The sequence below is a fragment of the Pseudomonas sp. LH1G9 genome (assembly GCF_002949975.1).
Taxonomy (GTDB): domain Bacteria; phylum Pseudomonadota; class Gammaproteobacteria; order Pseudomonadales; family Pseudomonadaceae; genus Aquipseudomonas; species Aquipseudomonas veronii.
This window is the reverse complement of sequence record NZ_CP026880.1, coordinates 4,912,056-4,930,771: the sequence shown is the minus strand read 5'-3', so window position 1 is coordinate 4,930,771 and position 18,716 is coordinate 4,912,056. Positions and strand designations below refer to the sequence as shown.

Here is an 18,716-nt window from a genome sequence, read left to right as displayed (position 1 = left end):
CGGTTTCTGTGGGAGCTGGCTTGCCTGCGATTGCATCACCGCGGTCTACCCGAAAGACCGCGTCGCCCGCATCGCAGGCAAGCCAGCTCCCACAGAAGAGCAATCAGTACCCAAAACAATCCATCAGAGGTTGAACACACATGGCTGCAAATGACGCGCGTGCAAGCACCACCCCGTTGATCGAAAGGCGTTCGATCGACTACATCCCGGAAGCGGAAAGACACGGACGTCTGTTTAGCCAGTTCACCCTATGGATGGGCGCCAACCTGCAAATCACTGCGATTGTCACCGGGGCACTGGCCGTGGTGCTGGGCGGTGATGTGTTCTGGTCGTTGATCGGCCTGTTGATCGGCCAACTGCTCGGCGGCAGCGTCATGGCGTTGCACGCGGCGCAAGGGCCCAAGCTTGGCCTGCCGCAGATGATCTCCAGCCGGGTGCAGTTCGGGGTTTATGGCGCGGCCATCCCGATCGTGCTGGTGTGTTTGATGTACCTGGGTTTCACCGCCACCGGCACCGTGCTTTCCGGTCAGGCGCTGGGCCAGTTGTTCGGCGTCAGCGACAGCGTCGGTATCCTTGTCTTTGCCAGTGTCATCGTGCTGGTCACGGTGCTCGGCTACCGCGTGATCCACTTCATCGGCCGGGTTACCAGCGTCATTGGTGTGATTGCCTTTGTCTACCTGTTCAGCCGTCTGATGAGCCAGGCCGACATTGGCGCGCTGCTGCAAATCCGTCACTTCAGTTGGAGCAGCTTCCTGCTCGCGGTGTCGCTCGCAGCCTCCTGGCAAATCGCCTTCGGCCCTTACGTAGCGGACTATTCGCGCTACCTGCCGAGCCAGACGTCCTCGCTGAAAACCTTCCTGGCCGCCGGCGCGGGGTCGGTGATCGGCGCACAGGTGGCGATGGTCCTCGGCGTGTTTGCCGCCGCCCTGTCCAACGGACAATTCGCCGGTCATGAAGTGGCCTACATCGTCGGTTTGGGCGGTACGGGGGCCACCGCCGCGCTGCTGTATTTCAGCATCGCGTTCGGCAAGGTCACCATCTCCACGCTGAACTCCTACGGCAGCTTCATGTGCATTGCCACCATCATCAGCGGCTTCCGGGGGCGCCTGCAGGTCACGCGCTTGCAGCGTCTGGTTTTTGTGCTGGCCATCGTCGGTACGGCGACTCTGATCGCGTTGCTCGGCCAGCACTCGTTCCTCGGTGCGTTCAAGTCTTTCATCCTGTTCCTGCTGGCGTTCTTTACGCCCTGGAGCGCGATCAACCTGGTGGACTACTACTGCATCACTCGCGAGCGTTATGACGTGACGGCGCTGGCCGATCCGGACGGGCGTTATGGGCGTTGGAACCTGCTCGGTATCAGCGTCTATGTGTTCGGTGTGCTGGTGCAATTGCCGTTCATCTCCACCAAGTTCTACACCGGTCCGCTGGTGGCCGCCCTGGGTGATGTGGATATTTCCTGGATCATCGGTCTGATAATTCCCGCAGCTCTGTATTACGTGTGTGCGAAAAAATGGCACAGCGCCGTGCCCGATCAACTGATTCTGCCGGTCGAGCAGGACAGCGTTGTACCTGCCCCAGCCAGCGGCGCCAGTCGCTCTGCGGCGCGGGCCTGATTGGACGTGGACCGGGCAGGATGCCTCTTGACTGCCGTAAGCCAACTCATGATTAGGAGCGTCACACAATGAAATCGAACAAGACCCTGCTGACCACATTGCTGTCCATGGGCTTGCTGGCAAGCGCCGGTGCCCAGGCGGCCGGTTGGTGCGAGTCCGGTAAGCCGGTGAAATTCGCCGGCCTGAACTGGGAAAGCGGCATGTTGCTCACTGACATCCTGCAAACCGTTCTGGAAAAGGGCTACGACTGCAAGACCGACAGCCTGCCGGGCAATTCGATCACCATGGAAAACGCCCTGAGCAGCAATGATATTCAAGTGTTTGCCGAAGAGTGGGTCGGCCGCAGCGAGGTGTGGAACAAGGCCGAGAAGGCCGGCAAGGTCGTCGGTGTCGGCGCGCCGATTGTCGGTGCGATCGAAGGCTGGTATGTGCCGCGTTACGTGATCGAAGGCGATGCCAAGCGCAAGCTGGAAGCCAAGGCGCCGGGCCTGAAAAACATCGCCGACCTGGCCAAGTACGCCGCGGTGTTCAAGGACCAGGAAGAGCCGTCCAAAGGCCGCTTCTATAATTGCCCGGCCGGCTGGACCTGCGAGTTGGACAACAGCGCGATGCTCAAGAGCTACGGCCTGGAGAGCAGCTACACCAACTTCCGTCCTGGCACCGGCCCGGCGCTGGATGCGGCGGTGCTGTCGAGCTACAAGCGCGGCGAGCCGATCCTGTTCTACTACTGGTCGCCAACGCCGCTGATGGGCCAGGTCGACCTGGTCAAGCTGGAAGAAAAACCCGGCGTGGATAAGAGCGTGAGCATCAAGGTCGGCCTGTCCAAGACCTTCCACGAACAGGCACCGGAACTGGTGGCCGTGCTGGAAAAGGTCAACCTGCCGATCGACCTGCTGAACCAGAACCTGGGGCGCATGGCCAAGGAGCGAATCGAGTCGCCGAAACTGGCGAAACTATTCCTCAAGGAACACCCTGAAATCTGGCACGCCTGGGTGAGCGAAGACGCCGCCAAGAAAATCGACGCGGCCTTGTAGGTCATGCGCGCCCGACTACCCTGAGGGGCAGCCGGGCGCCTGGCCACAACCCACTGGATCGAGAGCACGCTATGTTTCCTGAAAGTTTTACGTTTTCCATTGCCAACTGGGTCAACGGTTGGGTGGATTCGCTGGTGACCAACTACGGCGATGTGTTCCGGCACATCTCCGACACCCTGCTATGGGCCATCGTCAACCTCGAGGGCCTGCTGCGCGCCGCGCCCTGGTGGCTGATGCTGGCCATCGTCGGCGCCGTGGCCTGGCACGCCACGCGCAAGGTGGTGACCACCGCGGTGATCGTCGGCCTGTTGTTCCTGGTGGGCGCGGTCGGCCTGTGGGACAAACTGATGCAGACCCTGGCCCTGATGCTGGTCGCTACGCTGATCTCGGTGCTGATCGGCATTCCGCTGGGCATCCTGTCGGCGCGCAGCAATCGCTTGCGTTCGGTGTTGATGCCGCTGCTCGACATCATGCAAACCATGCCCAGCTTCGTGTACCTGATCCCGGTGCTGATGCTGTTCGGCCTGGGCAAGGTGCCGGCGATTTTCGCCACGGTGATCTACGCCGCGCCGCCGCTGATCCGCCTGACCGACCTGGGGATTCGCCAGGTCGACGGCGAAGTCATGGAAGCCATCAACGCCTTCGGCGCCAACCGCTGGCAACAGCTGTTCGGCGTGCAACTGCCGCTGGCGCTGCCGAGCATCATGGCCGGCATCAACCAGACCACCATGATGGCGTTGTCGATGGTGGTGATCGCCTCGATGATCGGCGCCCGCGGCCTGGGCGAAGATGTCCTTGTCGGCATCCAGACCCTCAACGTCGGCCGCGGCCTTGAAGCCGGGCTGGCCATCGTGATTCTCGCCGTGGTCATCGACCGCATCACCCAGGCCTATGGTCGTCCACGGCATGAGGCGAGCAAATGACTACTGTCAGCAAAATCGAAGTGAAAAACGTCTTCAAGATCTTCGGCAACCGCGCCAAGGACGCGCTGGCGCTGATCGGCCAGGGCAAGACCAAGGATCAGGTGCTGGCCGAGACCGGTTGCGTGGTCGGCGTCAACGACCTGTCCCTGAGCATCGGCACCGGCGAGATCTTTGTGATCATGGGCCTGTCGGGTTCGGGGAAATCGACCCTGGTGCGCCACTTCAATCGCCTGATCGACCCCACCAGCGGCGCGATCCTGGTGGACGGCGAAGACATCCTGCAACTGGACATGCAAGCCCTGCGCGAATTCCGTCGACACAAGATCAGCATGGTGTTCCAGAGCTTCGGCCTGCTGCCCCACAAGAACGTGCTCGACAACGTCGCCTACGGCCTGAAAGTGCGCGGCGAAACCAAGCAGGTCTGCACCGAGCGCGCGCTGCACTGGATCGAAACCGTGGGCCTCAAAGGCTACGAAAACAAATACCCGCACCAGCTCTCCGGCGGCATGCGCCAGCGGGTCGGCCTGGCCCGCGCCCTCGCGGCGGACACCGACATCATCCTGATGGACGAAGCCTTCAGCGCCCTTGACCCGCTGATCCGCGCCGAGATGCAGGACCAGTTGCTCGAACTGCAAAAGACCCTGCACAAGACCATCGTGTTCATCACCCACGACCTCGACGAGGCGGTGCGTATCGGCAACCGCATTGCGATCCTCAAGGACGGCAAGCTGATCCAGGTCGGCACGCCGCGGGAGATTTTGCATTCGCCGGCGGATGAGTATGTGGATCGGTTCGTTCAGCGGCGGGCGGCGGTGGTCTGATCCGGATTATGGGGTGGGGCTGCTGGCCTCATCGGGAGCAAGCTCCCTCCCACAGGGGGATGCATTCCAAAGGTGGGAGAGGGCTTGCTCCCGATAGGGCCAGTAACGCTGCACAAGAACTCAAGAAGGTATGAAGATGTCCCAGGCAGCAAAAATCATCATCGCCGACACCCCCCTGCGCTGGCAGGACGTGGTCGCCGTGGCCCGCTTCGGTGCGGTGCTCGAACTCTCGGGCCAGGCCTGGGCGCGCATCGACAATGCCCAGGCCATTGTGCAACGCATCGTCGCCAGCGGTGAGCGCGCCTACGGCGTGAACACCGGCCTGGGCGCGTTGTGCAATGTGCCGCTGGAGGGCGCGCAACTGAGCCAACTGTCGCGCAACACGCTGTTGAGCCACGCCTGTGGCGTCGGCCCGGTGCTCAGCGACGAACAGACCCGCGCGATCATCTGCGCGGCGATCATCAACTACAGCCACGGCAAATCCGGCCTGCATCCGCAGGTGGTGCATGCGCTGCTGGCGCTGCTCAACCACGGCATCACGCCGCAAGTGCCGTCCCAGGGTTCGGTGGGTTACCTGACCCATATGGCCCATGTCGGCGTGGCGTTGCTGGGAATTGGCGACGTGAGCTACCACGGCCGGATCGTCCCGGCGCAACAGGCCCTGAGCGCAGAAGGCTTGCAGCCGGTGGTGCTCGGTGCCAAGGACGGCCTGTGCCTGGTCAACGGCACGCCGTGCATGACCGGCCTAAGCTGCCTGGCCCTGGCCGACGCTCATCAACTGTTGCAATGGGCCGACGTGATCGGCGCCATGAGTTTCGAGGCCCAGCGCGGCCAGATCGATGCCTTCGACGCTGAAATCATCGCCCTCAAACCGCACCCCGGCATGCAGCAGGTCGGTATCAACCTGCGTGCGTTGCTCGACGGCAGTGAAGTGATCGCCAGCAGCCAGGGCATCCGCACCCAGGACGCGCTGAGCATCCGCTCGATCCCGCAGATCCACGGCGCGGCGCGCGACCAGGTGGAACACGCGACCCGCCAGATCGAGACCGAACTCAACAGCGCCACCGACAACCCGCTGCTGCTCGGCACGCCACACAGCTACCGCGTGGTGTCCCAGGCCAACCCGCACGGGCAGTCCGTGGCGCTGGCCGCTGATATGCTGGCGATTGCCATGGCCGAGATCGGCTCGGTCGCCGAACGTCGCCTGGACCGCCTGATCAACCCCCACGTCAGCGGCTTGCCGGCGTTTTTGGTGAGCGACCCGGGGGTCAACTCCGGGATGATGATCGTGCAGTACGTCGCCGCTTCCCTGTGCGCGCAGAACCGCCAGTTGGCGCAGCCGGCGGTGCTCGACAATTTCGTCACCTCGGGCCTGCAGGAAGATCACCTGAGCATGGGCACCAACGCCGCGCTCAAGCTGCACCAACTGTTGGCCAACGTTACCCAGATCCTCGCTATCGAGTACCTGCTGGCAGCCCAGGCCTTCGAGTTTCTCAAGGACCAGCGTTTCGGCGCGGGCACCGACCGCGCCTGGCGCTTGTTGCGTGAACAGGTCGCGCCTTACGCGCAAGACCGCTGGCTGGCGCCAGACATCGCGACCGCCGCCGCGTTGCTCAAACACAGCACTTTGCTGCAGCAGACTTTTCCCGAATTGCACTGAACAATAATTTCCAAGGAGCATGAATGTGACTGCGCTAACTCTGATTCCGGGCCAACTGAGCCTTGCCCAACTGCGGGCCATCTACCAGCAGCCGGTAACGATCAATCTGGATGACAGCGCCACTGCGCAGATCGACGCCAGTGTGGCCTGCGTGGAGCAGATTCTCGCCGAGAACCGCACCGCCTACGGCATCAACACCGGTTTCGGCCTGCTGGCCTCGACCCGCATCGCCAGCGAAGACCTGGAAAACCTCCAGCGTTCCCTGGTGCTGTCCCACGCCGCCGGCGTCGGTGAGCCGATCAGCGATGCGCTGGTGCGGCTGGTCATGGTGCTCAAGGTCAACAGCCTGAGCCGTGGGTTTTCCGGGATTCGCCGCCAGGTGATCGACGCGCTGATCGCGCTGATCAACGCCGAGGTGTACCCGCACATCCCGCTCAAAGGCTCGGTCGGTGCCTCCGGTGACTTGGCGCCCTTGGCCCATATGTCCCTGGTGCTGCTCGGCGAAGGCAAGGCGCGCTACCAAGGCGAATGGCTGGAGGCGACTGCTGCGCTGAAAATCGCCGGTCTCACCCCGCTGACCCTGGCCGCCAAGGAAGGCCTGGCGCTGCTCAACGGCACCCAGGTGTCCACGGCGTATGCGCTGCGGGGCTTGTTCGAGGGCGAGGATCTGTTCGCCGGTGCCCTGGCGTGCGGCAGCCTCACTGTGGAAGCGGTGTTGGGTTCGCGCTCGCCGTTCGATGCGCGCATTCACGCCGCGCGCGGCCAGCGTGGGCAGATCGATTCGGCGGCGGCTTACCGCGACCTGCTGGGCGAAAGCAGCCAGGTGTCGCAGTCGCACCAGAACTGCGACAAGGTGCAAGACCCTTATTCCCTGCGCTGCCAGCCACAAGTCATGGGCGCCTGCCTGACCCAGTTCCGCCAGGCCGCCGAGGTGCTGGTGATCGAGGCCAACGCGGTGTCGGATAACCCGCTGGTATTCGCCGCCGAAGGCGACGTGATCTCCGGCGGCAACTTCCACGCCGAACCGGTGGCCATGGCCGCCGACAACATGGCGCTGGCCATCGCTGAAATCGGCTCGCTGAGCGAGCGGCGTATTTCGTTGATGATGGACAAGCACATGTCGCAACTGCCGCCGTTCCTGGTGGGCAATGGCGGGGTGAACTCCGGTTTCATGATTGCCCAGGTGACCGCTGCGGCACTCGCCAGCGAAAACAAGGCACTCGCCCATCCCCACAGCGTCGACAGCCTGCCGACCTCGGCCAACCAGGAAGACCATGTGTCGATGGCTCCGGCTGCGGGCAAGCGCTTGTGGGAAATGGCTGAAAACGTTCGCGGCATCCTGGCCGTGGAATGGCTGGCGGCGTGCCAGGGCCTGGACCTGCGCGAAGGCCTGAAGACCTCGCCGAAGCTGGAAAAAGCGCGCGCCACCCTGCGCGGCAAAGTGGCGTTCTACGACAAAGACCGCTTCTTCGCCCCGGACATCATCGCCGCCACTGAACTGCTCGCCAGCCGCTGCCTGAATGAACTGGTGCCGGCCAAGTTGCTGCCGAGCCTTTGAAAAACCCTCCGCCCCTGTAGGAGCGAGCTTGCTCGCGAAGAACCCCCAGGCGCCGCGAGCTATCAAGTAGCACGCGTTATCGTTGAGGTTTTTCGCGAGCAAGCTCGCTCCTACAGGCAACAGCGACCACCTTGGGAGGCATTGATGAAAGTCCTTTGGCAACACTGCCACATCGCAACCATGGCCCACGGCAATTACTCGATCATCGAGGATGCCGCCCTGGTCACTGCCGGTTCGCTGATCGAGTGGATCGGCCCGCGCAGCGAAGTGCCGGCTGCGGATTACGCCCAGGTGCATGACCTGCACGGCGCGTGGGTCACCCCCGGGCTGATCGACTGTCACACCCACACGGTGTTCGGCGGTAACCGCAGTGGTGAATTCGAGCAACGCCTTCAAGGCGTCAGCTACGCCGACATCGCCGCCCAGGGCGGCGGTATTGCCAGCACCGTGCGCGCCACCCGCGCCGCCAGCGAGGATGAACTGTTCGAAAGCGCCCACAAGCGCCTGCGCAGTTTGCTGCGCGACGGCGTGACCACGGTGGAGATCAAATCCGGCTACGGCCTCGACCTGGTCAGCGAGCGCAAGTTGCTGCGGGTGATTCGGCGCCTCGGCGACGCGCTGCCGGTCAGCGTGCGCGCCACCTGCCTGGCCGCCCATGCGTTGCCGCCGGAGTACAAGGACCGCGCCGACGCCTACATCGATCACATCTGCAGCGAAATGCTCCCGGCCCTGGCCGCGGAAGGGCTGGTGGACGCGGTGGATGCGTTTTGCGAATACCTGGCGTTCTCGCCGGCGCAGGTGGAGCGTGTGTTCAAGGTCGCGCGGCAACTCGGCCTGCCGGTGAAGCTGCACGCCGAGCAACTGTCGTCGCTGCACGGTTCCAGCCTGGCCGCGCGTTACCAGGCGCTGTCGGCGGATCACCTGGAGTTCATGACCGAAGACGACGCCATCGCCATGGCCGCTGCCGGCACCGTCGCGGTGCTGCTGCCGGGCGCGTTCTACTTCCTGCGCGAAACCCAACTGCCGCCGATGGAGGCCCTGCGCAAGCACGGCGTGAAGATAGCCATCGCCAGCGACCTCAACCCCGGTACTTCACCGGCCTTGTCGGTGCGCCTGATGCTGAACATGGCCTGCACCCTGTTCCGCATGACCCCGGAAGAAGCCCTGGCCGGCGCCACCCAACATGCCGCCACCGCGCTGGGCATAGGCGATACCCATGGCTCGCTGGAAGTGGGCAAGGTCGCCGACTTTGTCGCCTGGCAGATCGATCGTCCCGCCGACCTGGCCTACTGGCTGGGCGGCGAGCTTGAAAAACGCGTCGTGCGCCACGGCGTCGATGTCACTGTTTAAGGAGTCGCACTGTGGATAACGTTCTGAACTTCAAACAAGGCCGCGTGCCGCTGCTGATCAGCATGCCCCACGCCGGCCTGCGCCTGACGCCTGCCGTGCAGGCCGGGCTGATCCCCGAGGCGCAAAGCCTGCCGGACACCGATTGGCATATCCCCACGCTGTATGACTTTGCCGAAGAACTCGGCGCCAGCACCCTGGCGGCGGAGTACTCGCGGTTTGTCATCGACCTGAACCGGCCCTCCGACGACACGCCGCTGTACGCCGGCGCCACCACTGGTTTGTACCCGTCGATCCTGTTCGATGGTGTGCCATTGTTCCGCGAAGGCCTGGCGCCATCCAGGGAGGAGCGCGCCACCTACCTCGAGCAGATCTGGATGCCGTATCACCGCACCCTGCAAGACGAACTGGCGCGGCTCAAGGCTGAATTCGGCTACGCACTGTTGTTCGACGCACATTCGATCCGCTCGGTGATCCCGCACCTGTTCGACGGCAAACTGCCGGACTTCAACCTCGGCACCTTCAACAACGCCGCCTGCGATCCTGGGCTGGCCAGCCAACTGGAAGCCATCTGCGCCGCGCATCCGCAGTACACCCATGTGCTCAACGGACGCTTCAAGGGCGGGCATATCACCCGGCATTACGGCAACCCGGCGCAGAACATTCATGCCGTGCAGTTGGAGTTGTGCCAGAGCACGTACATGGAAGAGTTCGAGCCGTTCCGTTATCGCGAGGATCTGGCGGGGCCGACGCGGGGGGTGTTGAAGCAGTTGTTGGAGGGTTTCCTGGTGTGGGGGCAGAAGCGTTACTGCTGAAGCAGGTGGTCAGTTGGGCATTCGCCCACGATCTCCTGCAACCGTCATTGAGATGACTAAGGTGCGAGTGCTCATCAAATATGCAGAGTTCAACAATATGCCTATGTATATTTTGACGGCGTTTCCAATCCTTTGAGGCAGTCAATGGCTTACGGGTATCTAGAGAGCTTCATGTATGGTGAGGTGGCAGAGGGCGTAGGCGCATGGTTTGTCGACGCTGAATCAAACGTCGCGCCTACGGCGCTTTCGGATATTGTGAGGGGGTATGTTGATAACCGATCACGCTTCGCATCTTTTATGCTCAAAAGAGATATCGGACGCTACCTGAAAGCAAACCTCACCGCTACGGGCCTGAAAAACGCCGCTCCGTTTGACTATGAGCTTTGTTTTTCCGAGCAATATTTTGGCTGTAGTAATCAGCAGTTTTTGCAGCAGGTCTCTCAGTTACTTGATGTAAATCTCAAGCGCACTAAGTGGCGAAACGTAAAACGTTTTTTGAAATGGCGCTGAGATGCCATGTTGATGGTCTTGCTGCTTCTAAGGTCAGACTTCGCCCGCTGCGCGAAGACGGCTTTTTATATGACACACACCTGCAAGCGGCGGGCGTGAACGCTGTGCCGTACCCTGCAAAGGCCTGATCCATCGGCTGCCTGCCTGCGGGCGCAGAGCGAGGTGGAGGAGGGCGACCGGCTCTACAACGGCCTATTGGCTTACCTGGGTAGCGAACTGCTGACACAGGTCTAAGTGCTCAAGGACATGCTCATTGCACAATTCGGGTTTATAGTGCCAGACGGCAGAATAAAAGACGTCCCCCCAGGGATGAACCCGACCCCCTACGGAGCGCGCAATGCAGACTTGGTACCCGCAGATCAAACCCTACGCCCGGCACGATCTGGCCGTCGATGACACCCACACCCTGTATGTCGATGAAAGTGGCTCCCCCGAAGGCTTGCCCGTCGTATTCATCCATGGTGGCCCTGGTTCCGGTTGCGACGCCAACAGCCGCTGCTATTTCGATCCGAACCTGTACCACATCGTCACCTTTGACCAGCGGGGCTGCGGGCGTTCCTCTCCCCGCGCCAGCCTGGAAAACAACACCACCTGGGACCTGGTCGCCGACCTCGAGCGCATTCGCGAGCACCTGGGCATCGACAAATGGGTGTTGTTCGGCGGCTCCTGGGGTTCGACCCTGGCGCTGGCCTACGCGCAAACCCATCCCGAGCGCGTGCATGGCCTGATCGTGCGTGGGATTTTCCTGGCCCGGCCCCAGGACATCCGCTGGTTTTACCAGGAAGGCGCCAGCCGCCTGTTCCCGGATTACTGGCAGGATTACCTCGCACCGATCCCCCAGGACGAGCGCCACGACCTGCTCACCGCATACCACAAGCGCCTGACCGGCAACGACCAGATTGCCCAGATGCACGCCGCCAAGGCCTGGTCCACCTGGGAAGGGCGCATGTTGGGCCTGTGCCCGAACCCGCAGTTGATCGAGCGTTTCGCCGAGCCCCAGCGCGCGCTGTCGATTGCCCGCATCGAGTGCCACTACTTCACCAATAATTCCTTCCTGGAACCCGACCAACTGATTCGCGACATGCACAAGATCGCCCATCTGCCTGGCGTAATCATCCACGGCCGCTACGATATGATCTGTCCGCTGGATAACGCTTGGGAGCTGCATCAGGCCTGGCCGAACAGTGAACTGCAGGTGATCCGCGAGGCGGGCCATGCGGCGTCCGAGCCGGGCATCACCGATGCCTTGGTGCGCGCGACCGGCGAGATGGCGCGTCGTCTGCTGGACTTGCCGCCTGAAGAAGCATGAAGGGCCTGTTGCAACGGGTGCGCGGCGCCCGGGTCGAGGTCGCGGGCGAAATCGTGGGGGCGGTCGACCAGGGTTTGCTGGTGCTGGTGGCCGTCGAACCGGGGGATACTGTCGAGAGCGCCGACAAACTGCTGCACAAGCTGCTTAACTATCGGGTGTTCAGCGACGACGATGGCAAGATGAACTTGTCGCTCAAGGATATCGACGGCGGTTTGCTGCTGGTGTCGCAGTTCACCCTGGCGGCGGATACCAAAAGCGGGCTGCGGCCAAGTTTCTCTACCGCCGCGCCGCCGGCCCTGGGGGCGGCACTTTTTGCGCACTTGCTGTTACAAGCGCAACAATTGCATGGCAAGGTGGCGTCAGGGCGTTTTGGTGCGGATATGCAGGTTCATTTGGTCAATGATGGCCCTGTGACCTTCCTCTTACAGACATGAATGTATTAAAAACGACGTTAATGCCTAAAAACGCAGGGTTTCGCTACAAATACTTCGTTGTCCCTGATGCGTTGTCTCGCGGGCTACTAGATAATCGCGCGCTACGGGGATCAGCGTTGATTGGTCCATTTTTGACTTAGGTAGAGACTTGTCCGACAGCCTCAGGGGAATCATTTTGCCCCAGGGGAGTCGGAACAATGCTCGCCAACCTGGCATATAGATAGCTGGCCGTTGGTTTTTTGATCTGTTTTCGGCGAGGGTTGCTCGTGATTGTTAGTCCCTGTAATGCACCAAAATTGTCTGCCAAACGGTTACGAAACGCACTGGTGACGGGCTCCGCCCTGTTTTGCCTGTTCGGCGCGGGTCAACTGTGGGCATTCAGTCTGGATGATGTGTCGGCCAAGGCAAAAGAGCTGGCCGGGCAGAAATACGAAGCTCCGCGCAGCAATCTGCCGAACGAATTCCGCGAAATGAAGTTCGCTGACTACCAGAAGATTCGTTTCCGCAACGAAAAAGCCGAGTGGGCCGATCAGAACACCCCGTTCAAGCTGTCCTTCTATCACCAGGGTATGCATTTCGATACACCGGTGAAGATCAACGAAGTCACCGCCGACAGCGTCCAGGAAATCAAATACGACCCGACGCGCTTCGATTTCGGCGACGTCAAATTTGATCCCAAGGCCACTGAGCAGCTGGGTTATGCCGGTTTCCGCGTGCTGTTCCCGATCAACAAGGGCGACAAGCAAGACGAAATCATGACCATGCTCGGCGCCAGCTATTTCCGCGTCGTGGGCAAGGACCAAGTGTATGGCCTGTCCGCCCGTGGCATGGCGATCGATACCGCGCTGCCGTCCGGCGAAGAATTCCCGCGTTTCACCGAGTTCTGGATCGAGCGTCCGAAGCCGGGTGACAAGCATCTGGTGATCTTCGCCCTGCTGGATTCGCCGCGCGCCACCGGCGCCTATCGCCTGATCCTGCGCCCTGGCACCGACACCGTGGTCGACGTCAAGTCCCAGATGTTCCTGCGCGACAAGGTCAGCAAGCTGGGCGTTGCCCCGTTGACCTCGATGTTCCTGTTCGGCGCGAACCAGCCGTCCAAGGTCCTCAACTACCGTCGCGAGTTGCATGATTCCAGCGGCCTGTCGATCCACGCCGGCAATGGCGAGTGGATCTGGCGCCCGCTGAACAACCCTAAACACCTGTCGGTCAGCAACTTCACCGTGGAAAACCCACGTGGTTTCGGCCTGCTGCAACGCGGTCGCAACTTCAGCCACTACGAAGACCTGGACGACAACTACGACAAGCGCCCGAGCGCCTGGATCGAGCCTGAAGGCGACTGGGGCAAGGGTTCCGTCGACCTGGTAGAGATCCCGACCGCCGACGAAACCAACGACAACATCGTTGCCTTCTGGAGCCCGGAAAAACTGCCGGAAGTCGGCCAGCCGCTGGATGTTGCCTACCGTCTGCACTGGACCCTGGACGACGCCGCCTTCCATTCGCCGGACAGCGCCTGGGTCAAGCAGACCCTGCGTTCCACCGGCGACGTGAAACAGTCCAACCTGATCCGTCAGCCGGATGGCAGCGTCGCGTACCTGGTGGACTTCGAAGGCCCGGCCCTGAAGAAACTGCTGCCGGACGCCCCGGTGCGCAGCCAGGTGAGCGTGGGTGATAACGCCGAGCTGGTGGAAAACAGCGTGCGTTACAACGAGCACACCAAAGGCTGGCGCCTGACCCTGCGCATGAAGATCAAGGACCCAAGCAAGCCGACCGAAATGCGTGCGGCCCTGGTCCAGGACATCGTGCAGCCTGAGCCCGAGAAGGTCTCGACCCAAGTGCTCAAGGCTGACAAGGTTTTGGCCAAGCAGCACGAGAAACAAGCCAAGAAAGACGCCAAAGACAAGGAAGCCAAGCAGCCAGAAGCTGCCCCAGCCACACCGGAGCCGATCAAGACCGAGCAAGTCCTGACCGAAACCTGGAGCTATCAGTTGCCTGCCGATGAGTAATTCTCAAGTCCAGCCAGAGACTCTGTCCGAGTACCTGGCGCATCTGCCGATGACCGCAGAGCAGCGCGCCGAACTGGCGGGCTGCACATCCTTCAGCGAACTGCACGAACGTTTGTCGTCCAAGGCGTTCGATGCGCCGGTCGACGCCGCCCAGGCGTCGGTTGGCCGCCGGTTGACCCTCAGCACGGCCGAAGAGCTGGAGGACGCCGAAATGCTGGCGCTCGACGCCAGCGGCCGCGTGTGCCTCAAGGCGACGCCGCCGATTCGTCGGACCAAGGTGGTACCGGAGCCGTGGCGCACCAATATCCTGGTGCGCGGCTGGCGCCGGCTGACCGGCCGCACCAACCCGCCGAAGCCGCCGAAAGACGAGCGCGTGTTGCCGGCGGCGCGCTGGCGCACGGTCGGTTCGATCCGTCGCTACATCCTGCTGGTGCTGATGCTCGGCCAGACCATCGTGGCCGGCTGGTACATGAAAGGCATCATGCCGTACCAGGGCTGGTCGCTGGTCGACTTCGACGAGATCCGCAACCAGACCCTGCTGCAGACCGCGACCCAAGTGCTGCCATACGCCCTGCAAACCAGCATCCTGATCATGTTCGGGATCTTGTTCTGCTGGGTGTCGGCCGGTTTCTGGACCGCGTTGATGGGCTTCCTCGAGCTGCTGACCGGCCACGATAAGTACCGGATCTCCGGTAAAAGTGCCGGCCACGAGCCGATTCCGAAGAATGCGCGCACCGCGCTGGTGATGCCGATCTGCAACGAAGACGTGCCCCGCGTATTCGCTGGCCTGCGCGCGACGTTCGAGTCGGTCGCGGCGACCGGTGACCTGGACCGCTTCGACTTCTTCGTGCTCAGCGACAGTAACGACGCCGACATCTGCATCGCCGAACAGCAAGCCTGGCTCGACGTGTGCCGCGAAGCCGGTGGCTTCGGCAAGATCTTCTATCGCCGCCGTCGCCGTCGCGTCAAACGCAAGAGCGGCAACCTCGACGACTTCTGCCGTCGCTGGGGCGGTGACTACAAGTACATGGTCGTTCTCGACGCCGACAGCGTGATGAGCGGCGAATGCCTGACCAGCCTGGTGCGCCTGATGGAAGCCACGCCGGATGCCGGGATCATCCAGACCGCGCCACGGGCGTCGGGCATGGACACCCTGTATGCGCGCATGCAGCAGTTCGCCACCCGCGTGTACGGCCCGCTGTTTACTGCCGGCCTGCACTTCTGGCAGCTGGGTGAATCCCACTATTGGGGTCACAACGCAATCATCCGCATGAAGCCGTTTATCGAGCACTGCGCCCTCGCGCCGTTGCCGGGTAAAGGCGCGTTCGCCGGTGCGATCCTCTCCCACGACTTCGTCGAAGCCGCGCTGATGCGCCGTGCCGGCTGGGGCGTGTGGATTGCCTACGACCTGCCGGGCAGCTACGAAGAACTGCCGCCGAACCTGCTGGATGAACTCAAGCGCGACCGTCGCTGGTGCCACGGCAACCTGATGAACTTCCGCCTGTTCCTGGTCAAGGGCATGCACCCGGTCCACCGTGCGGTGTTCCTCACCGGCGTGATGTCCTACCTGTCGGCCCCGTTGTGGTTCTTCTTCCTGGTGCTGTCGACGGCGTTGCTGGCGGTGAACACCTTGATGGAGCCGCAGTACTTCATGGCGCCGCGCCAGTTGTACCCGCTGTGGCCGCAATGGCATCCGGACAAGGCGGTGGCGCTGTTCTCCACTACTATCGTGCTGCTGTTCCTGCCCAAGTTGCTGAGCGTCATCCTGATCTGGGCCAAGGGCGCGAAAGAGTTCGGTGGCAAGTTCAAGGTGACAATGTCGATGCTGCTGGAGATGCTGTTCTCCATGCTGCTGGCGCCGGTGCGGATGATCTTCCACACCCGCTTCGTCCTCGCCGCGTTCCTCGGCTGGGCCGCGACCTGGAATTCGCCGCAGCGTGACGACGACTCCACCCCCTGGGGTGAAGCGGTCAAGCGCCACGGTCCGCAAACCTTGCTCGGCTTCCTCTGGGCGCTGCTGGTGGTGTGGTTGAACCCGAGCTTCCTGTGGTGGCTGGTCCCGATCGTCGGTTCGTTGATGCTGTCGATCCCGGTGTCGGTGATTTCCAGCCGGGTCAAGCTGGGCCTCAAGTCCCGTGACGAGAGCCTGTTCCTGATCCCTGAGGAATACAATCCGCCGCAGGCGCTGCTGTCGACCGAGAAGTACACCCACGAAAACCGCTGGCACGCCCTCAATGACGGGTTCGTGCGTTCGGTGGTCGACCCGCAGCAGAACGCCCTGGCCTGCGCCCTGGCGACCTCGCGTCACCGTGAGGCGGAGCCGATCGAGTACCTGCGTGGCGAGCGCGTGCGCTATGCGTTGAAAGTCGGCCCGGCCGGCCTCAACAACGCCGAACGCCTGGCCCTGCTCAGTGACCCGGTGGCCCTGGCCCGCCTGCACGAGCAGGTCTGGAGCGAAGGGCATGCCGAGTGGCTGGGCGCCTGGCGTCAGTCCTTCAAGTCCGACCCGCACGCGCCATTGCTGCCGTTGCAACCGTTGTCGTCCCAGGCTCAACCGGCCTGATTCAGACGCCCCCGAGGGTTCTCCTCGGGGGCGCTTGAAGCGCTGGTCCTACAGCGTTTCCCGTCTCTTCCTTTGTGCTCTAACTCCTTGTTATTTCGAAACAAAAGTCCCTGGTTCGAGGCGTATTGCCGTGCCTGTGTCTGAGTTAGCATCGCCCCCCGAAATTTGACTCGAGCACAGGGGGATTCATGATCAAAAGGTATTGTTCGGCATTGCTGATGGGCGCTGTCGCATTGATTCACGGTGCTCTGGTGCAGGCCGGCGCGCTGGACGACGCCGTTCGGCGTGGCGTGCTGAAGGTCGGCACCACGCCCACTTACGTGCCGTTCGAGATGACCGATAAACAGGGGCGTATCGTCGGTTTTGAAGTCGACTTGCTGCATGCGATGAGCCGCGCCCTGGGGGTCGAGCTTGAACTGGTGGCGGTGCCGTACACCGAGTTGCTGTCGGGGCTGATGGCGAGGAAGTTCGATCTGATCGGCAGCGGCATGACCGTCACGCAGGAGCGCAACCTCAAGCTGAATTTCAGCGACTCGTTTATCGTGGTCGGCCAAACGGTGCTGCTGCACCCGCGCCTGGCCGGCAAGGTCGCCAGCATTGAAGACCTGGACGAGGCCGGCTACCGCATCGCCACCACCGAAGGCACTACCGCGCAGGCGGCGGCGCAGCGGTTTCTGGGGGCGGCTCGGCTCAGCAGTTTCGCCACGCCGGAGGAAGGGGTGCGCCAGGTGGTGAGCGGGGTGGCCGATGCGTTTATTCATGATGCGCCTTACAACCTGATCGCCATGACCCGGCCGGAAAACCAGGCATTGCTGGCGCTAGAGCAACCCTTCACCTACGAGCCCCTGGCGTTCGGCCTGAAAAAAGGCGATTACGACAGCCTGAACTGGATCAACCATTTCCTCAACCAAGTGGCCCAGGACGGCACCTACGATCGGCTGTACGACAAGTGGTTCAAGGACACCGACTGGATGGCCGAGGTCGACTGAAAGTCATACCTACTTACACATCAATCAATTGCCCTCGCCCGACAATGAAGTGTCTACGTCTGCGCTTTGCCGCAGTGCTGTAGGGCTATTCCGACATACCTCGACAACTATTACCGGTGAAACCTTTGTACCGGGCAGCGAGTGGGTTAGGATCGCACCCCGAAATGGTGCAGCCCTTTTTGCGCGCCGACTTCATAAGAATCGTTCAGGGGACTTGATGATGAAAAAGTATCTTTCGATGCTGCTGCTCGGCGTCACCGCGCTGGTCGCGGCCAATGTGGCTCAGGCCGGGGCCATCGATGATGCGGTCAAGCGCGGCACGCTGAAAGTCGGCATGGACCCGACCTACATGCCATTCGAAATGACCGACAAGCGTGGTGAAATCATCGGCTTCGAAGTCGACCTCCTCAAGGCCATGGCCAAGTCCATGGGCGTCAAGCTGGAGCTGGTGTCCACCGGCTACGACGGCATCATCCCGGCCTTCCTCACCGGCAAGTTCGATATGATCGGCAGCGGCATGACCCTGACCCAGGAACGCAACCTGCGCCTGAACTTCAGCGAACCGTTCATCGTGGTTGGCCAGACCCTGCTGATTCGCAAGGACCTGGAAGGCACCATCAAGTCCTACAAAGACCTGAACGACGAGAAATACCGCCTGACCTCCAAGCTCGGCACCACCGGCGAGATGGTCGCCAAGAAGCTGATCTCCAAGGCCAAGTACCACGGCTACGACAACGAACAGGAAGGCGTGCTGGACGTGGTCAACGGCAAGGCCGATGCCTTTGTGTATGACGCACCGTACAACGTGGTCGCCGAGAAGAAAGTCGGTAATGGCAAGCTGGTGTTCCTCGAAGAACCCTTCACCTTTGAACCGCTGGCCTTCGGTCTGAAGAAAGGCGATTACGACAGCATCAACTTCATCAACAACTTCCTGCACCAGATCAAGAACGACGGCACCTACGATCGCATCCATGACAAGTGGTTCAAGAGCTCCGAGTGGCTCAAGGACATGGAATAACGCCGGCTCCTATGGCTCCTGCTTTCTGTAGGAGCGAGCTTGCTCGCGAAGGCCGTCAACGATAACGCGGGCTTACTGAATAAACGCGGTGTCTTTGAGTTTTTCGCGAGCAAGCTCGC

At 61.9% G+C, this 18,716-nt stretch carries 15 protein-coding genes and 1 pseudogene; all 16 read left to right on the top strand.

From position 1 onward, the window contains the following. Positions 1 to 140 precede the first annotated feature (140 nt). The 16 genes and pseudogenes from C5F70_RS22815 (at position 141) to C5F70_RS22745 (ending at position 18,597) form a co-directional block, all read left to right on the top strand. Positions 141 to 1,613, top strand: coding sequence for a cytosine permease (locus C5F70_RS22815; protein WP_104904094.1), 1,473 nt, complete (start codon positions 141 to 143; stop codon positions 1,611 to 1,613). Between the two features lie 68 nt (positions 1,614 to 1,681). After that, positions 1,682 to 2,647 (top strand): ABC transporter substrate-binding protein, encoded by a 966-nt coding sequence (locus tag C5F70_RS22810; protein WP_017849907.1) that lies wholly within the window; start codon positions 1,682 to 1,684, stop codon positions 2,645 to 2,647. Positions 2,648 to 2,718: 71 nt separating this feature from the next. Further along, positions 2,719 to 3,570: a proline/glycine betaine ABC transporter permease gene (locus C5F70_RS22805; RefSeq protein WP_017849906.1), complete on the top strand. Its 852-nt coding sequence runs from the start codon at positions 2,719 to 2,721 to the stop codon at positions 3,568 to 3,570. After that, complete coding sequence (locus C5F70_RS22800) at positions 3,567 to 4,391, top strand: glycine betaine/L-proline ABC transporter ATP-binding protein (RefSeq protein ID WP_017849905.1); 825 nt, start codon at positions 3,567 to 3,569, stop codon at positions 4,389 to 4,391. The genes C5F70_RS22805 and C5F70_RS22800 overlap by 4 nt, the downstream gene beginning before the upstream one ends. Before the next feature lie 136 nt (positions 4,392 to 4,527). Further along, positions 4,528 to 6,051: a histidine ammonia-lyase gene (gene hutH / locus C5F70_RS22795; RefSeq protein ID WP_104904588.1), complete on the top strand. Its 1,524-nt coding sequence runs from the start codon at positions 4,528 to 4,530 to the stop codon at positions 6,049 to 6,051. Positions 6,052 to 6,070: 19 nt separating this feature from the next. Continuing rightward, positions 6,071 to 7,609, top strand: a complete 1,539-nt coding sequence (hutH, locus tag C5F70_RS22790; protein ID WP_017849903.1) for a histidine ammonia-lyase — start codon at positions 6,071 to 6,073, stop codon at positions 7,607 to 7,609. Positions 7,610 to 7,753: 144 nt separating this feature from the next. Beyond that, the gene (gene hutI / locus C5F70_RS22785) at positions 7,754 to 8,959 is read left to right on the top strand and encodes an imidazolonepropionase (RefSeq protein WP_104904093.1); all 1,206 of its coding nucleotides are present in this window, start codon (positions 7,754 to 7,756) and stop codon (positions 8,957 to 8,959) included. Between the two features lie 11 nt (positions 8,960 to 8,970). Next, positions 8,971 to 9,771: an N-formylglutamate deformylase gene (gene hutG / locus C5F70_RS22780; RefSeq protein ID WP_104904092.1), complete on the top strand. Its 801-nt coding sequence runs from the start codon at positions 8,971 to 8,973 to the stop codon at positions 9,769 to 9,771. Between the two features lie 52 nt (positions 9,772 to 9,823). Continuing rightward, positions 9,824 to 9,907 (top strand): hypothetical protein, encoded by an 84-nt coding sequence (locus C5F70_RS31235; protein ID WP_232591853.1) that lies wholly within the window; start codon positions 9,824 to 9,826, stop codon positions 9,905 to 9,907. 8 nt (positions 9,908 to 9,915) lie between these two features. Continuing rightward, a complete protein-coding gene (locus C5F70_RS22775; protein WP_104904091.1) occupies positions 9,916 to 10,281 on the top strand; it encodes a hypothetical protein in 366 nt (121 codons plus the stop codon). Positions 10,282 to 10,618: 337 nt separating this feature from the next. Further along, positions 10,619 to 11,590 (top strand): prolyl aminopeptidase, encoded by a 972-nt coding sequence (pip, locus tag C5F70_RS22770; protein ID WP_017849899.1) that lies wholly within the window; start codon positions 10,619 to 10,621, stop codon positions 11,588 to 11,590. After that, the gene (gene dtd, locus C5F70_RS22765; RefSeq protein WP_017849898.1) at positions 11,587 to 12,024 is read left to right on the top strand and encodes a D-aminoacyl-tRNA deacylase; all 438 of its coding nucleotides are present in this window, start codon (positions 11,587 to 11,589) and stop codon (positions 12,022 to 12,024) included. Before pip ends, dtd begins: the two co-directional genes overlap by 4 nt. Before the next feature lie 323 nt (positions 12,025 to 12,347). Then, complete coding sequence (locus tag C5F70_RS22760; RefSeq protein ID WP_186357264.1) at positions 12,348 to 14,027, top strand: glucan biosynthesis protein G; 1,680 nt, start codon at positions 12,348 to 12,350, stop codon at positions 14,025 to 14,027. Continuing rightward, positions 14,020 to 16,628, top strand: a pseudogene (gene mdoH / locus C5F70_RS22755) (glucans biosynthesis glucosyltransferase MdoH). The gene C5F70_RS22760 and the pseudogene mdoH overlap by 8 nt, the downstream one beginning before the upstream one ends. 150 nt (positions 16,629 to 16,778) lie before the next feature. Then, a complete protein-coding gene (locus C5F70_RS22750; RefSeq protein ID WP_046384983.1) occupies positions 16,779 to 17,579 on the top strand; it encodes a transporter substrate-binding domain-containing protein in 801 nt (266 codons plus the stop codon). Between the two features lie 220 nt (positions 17,580 to 17,799). Beyond that, positions 17,800 to 18,597 (top strand): transporter substrate-binding domain-containing protein, encoded by a 798-nt coding sequence (locus C5F70_RS22745; protein WP_017849894.1) that lies wholly within the window; start codon positions 17,800 to 17,802, stop codon positions 18,595 to 18,597. Positions 18,598 to 18,716 lie beyond the last annotated feature (119 nt).

Excerpts from the sequence above, each read along its gene's own strand:
- C5F70_RS22815 (WP_104904094.1), top strand. The coding sequence starts at position 141 with ATGGCTGCAAATGACGCGCGTGCAAGCACCACCCCGTTGATCGAAAGG.
- C5F70_RS22810 (WP_017849907.1), top strand. The coding sequence starts at position 1,682 with ATGAAATCGAACAAGACCCTGCTGACCACATTGCTGTCCATGGGCTTG.
- C5F70_RS22805 (WP_017849906.1), top strand. The coding sequence starts at position 2,719 with ATGTTTCCTGAAAGTTTTACGTTTTCCATTGCCAACTGGGTCAACGGT.
- C5F70_RS22800 (WP_017849905.1), top strand. The coding sequence starts at position 3,567 with ATGACTACTGTCAGCAAAATCGAAGTGAAAAACGTCTTCAAGATCTTC.
- hutH (WP_104904588.1), top strand. The coding sequence starts at position 4,528 with ATGTCCCAGGCAGCAAAAATCATCATCGCCGACACCCCCCTGCGCTGG.
- hutH (WP_017849903.1), top strand. The coding sequence starts at position 6,071 with ATGAATGTGACTGCGCTAACTCTGATTCCGGGCCAACTGAGCCTTGCC.
- hutI (WP_104904093.1), top strand. The coding sequence starts at position 7,754 with ATGAAAGTCCTTTGGCAACACTGCCACATCGCAACCATGGCCCACGGC.
- C5F70_RS31235 (WP_232591853.1), top strand. The coding sequence starts at position 9,824 with ATGACTAAGGTGCGAGTGCTCATCAAATATGCAGAGTTCAACAATATG.
- C5F70_RS22775 (WP_104904091.1), top strand. The coding sequence starts at position 9,916 with ATGGCTTACGGGTATCTAGAGAGCTTCATGTATGGTGAGGTGGCAGAG.
- pip (WP_017849899.1), top strand. The coding sequence starts at position 10,619 with ATGCAGACTTGGTACCCGCAGATCAAACCCTACGCCCGGCACGATCTG.
- dtd (WP_017849898.1), top strand. The coding sequence starts at position 11,587 with ATGAAGGGCCTGTTGCAACGGGTGCGCGGCGCCCGGGTCGAGGTCGCG.
- C5F70_RS22750 (WP_046384983.1), top strand. The coding sequence starts at position 16,779 with ATGATCAAAAGGTATTGTTCGGCATTGCTGATGGGCGCTGTCGCATTG.
- C5F70_RS22745 (WP_017849894.1), top strand. The coding sequence starts at position 17,800 with ATGAAAAAGTATCTTTCGATGCTGCTGCTCGGCGTCACCGCGCTGGTC.